This is a genomic window from Phenylobacterium sp., from assembly GCF_036821595.1.
Classification (GTDB): Bacteria; Pseudomonadota; Alphaproteobacteria; order Caulobacterales; family Caulobacteraceae; genus Phenylobacterium.
In genome coordinates this window covers 1-1,846 of record NZ_DAISJG010000174.1, presented here as the reverse complement: position 1 = coordinate 1,846, position 1,846 = coordinate 1, and the positions used below count along the sequence as shown (strand labels likewise).

At 73.2% G+C, this 1,846-nt stretch carries 2 protein-coding genes; both read left to right on the top strand.

Annotated features, from left to right (window positions below):
• Positions 1-489 (top strand): protein-L-isoaspartate(D-aspartate) O-methyltransferase (locus V7Z97_RS20345; RefSeq protein ID WP_334165441.1); only part of this gene is annotated, 489 nt, incomplete at its 5' end.
• 94 nt (positions 490-583) lie between these two features.
• Positions 584-1,843, top strand: coding sequence for a muramidase family protein (locus tag V7Z97_RS20340; RefSeq protein ID WP_334165440.1), 1,260 nt, complete (start codon positions 584-586; stop codon positions 1,841-1,843).
• Positions 1,844-1,846 lie beyond the last annotated feature (3 nt).

Here is a 1,846-nt window from a genome sequence, read left to right as displayed (position 1 = left end):
CCGATCGCCTGCGGCCAGACCATCAGCCAGCCGTTCATCGTCGGCCTGATGAGCCAGGCGCTGCAGGTGGAGAAGCGCGACCGGGTGCTCGAGATCGGCACCGGCTCCGGCTACCAGACCGCCATCCTCTCAAGGCTCGCCCGGCTGGTCTACACGGTGGAGCGCTACCGTACCCTGATGAAGGAGGCGGAGGGCCGCTTCAGGCAGCTGGGCCTGACGAACATCATCACCCGGTTCGGCGACGGCGGGGAGGGCTGGCCCGAACAGGCGCCTTTCGACCGCATTATGGTCACGGCCGCGGCGCCGGGAGAGCCGAAGGCTCTCCTGTCGCAACTCAAGCCCACGGGAATTCTCGTGGCGCCGATCGGACGCGGGCCCGTACAGACGCTTCGCCGCTACACCGGCGACGGGGAGGGCGGGTTCAAGGTCGAGGACCTGCTCGACGTCCGGTTCGTGCCGCTCCTGGAAGGCGTCGCCAAAGAGCTGTGAGTCTGCGGCGGTTTGCGGGTTGGCCCAGGCGTCCGGGGCGGCCCATCATCCGCGGACGCCCCGAACTGATTCTGACACCGACCCCGGAGCGGCGATGACGCTTTCCCTGCAGCGAACGGTCCTGGCCCTGCTCGCGACGAGCGCGCTCTCCGCGTGCGCGACCCAGACCGAACCCCTGCGCCCGAATTTCCCCATCCAGCGCGAGGACCCCGCGCCTCCGCCGCCGGCCGCAGAGCCCACGCCGCGCGTCGAGGATGCGCCGATCGCCCAGGCGCCGCCGGCGGCCGTGGAGGCGCGGCCGCTGGACACCCTGCCGCCTGCCCAGGCCGCTCGGCCGCGCGCCGAGCCGACCTACCGGTCGGTGACCACCCGCAGCGTCACCGGCCGCGTGGTCGACGCCGACGGCCGCGCGACCACCTATGAGGTGCAGAAGGGCGACAGCCTGATCGCCATCGCCCGCAAGCTCGACACCACGGTGGCGCAGCTGCGCGAGGACAACGGCATCGAGGGCTCGAACATCCGCCCCGGCCAGAGGCTGAAGGGCCCGACGACCTCGGCGAAGGCCTACATCGTCGGTTCCGGCGACACGCTCTACGCCATCGCCCGGCGCTTCGGCGTCACGGCCACGGCGCTGGCCGAGGAGAACGACCTCTCCCTGGACTCCACCATCCGCACCGGCCAGCGGCTGCGCCTGCCGGAGGGCTTCCGCGACAGGGGGCCGATCGAGACCACCACCCGCGTCGCCGTGGAGGGCGCCGAGGCGCAGCCCACGCCCGCCCTGCGGCCTGCGCCGCCGCCGGAACGCACCGCCGCCCCGCCGCCGGCTGCGGCCGAGCCGGCGTTCCGGACCGTGACCACCCGCAGCGTCACCGGCCGCGTCGTCGAGGTCGAGGGCAAGCCTGTGACCTACGAGGTGCGCAGGGGCGACAACCTCACCGAGATCGCCCGCAAGCTCGACACCACGGTGGAGCAGCTGCGGAAGGACAACAACATCAAGGGCTCGAACATCCAGCCCGGCCAGAACCTGAAGGGGCCCCGTTCGACGGCCCGGGCCTATGTGGCCGACGCCGGCGACACCCTCGACCAGATCGCCCGCCGGTTCTCGGTGACCGCGGCGGCCCTGCGCTCGGAGAACGGCCTGTCGCGCAACGCCACGATCCGCGCCGGCCAGCGCATCCGCCTGCCCGACGGCTATCGCGACCGCGGGCCGATCACCTCGACGAGCCGCGTGCCCGTGGAACGGCCGTCCACGCCCGCCGCCGAGACCCCGCCGCCCGTGCGCACCCCGCCGCCCGAGGCCGCGCCCGTGCTGCCGTCCCGGCCGCAGCCCTATACGCCGGGCGACGGCGTATAGGGC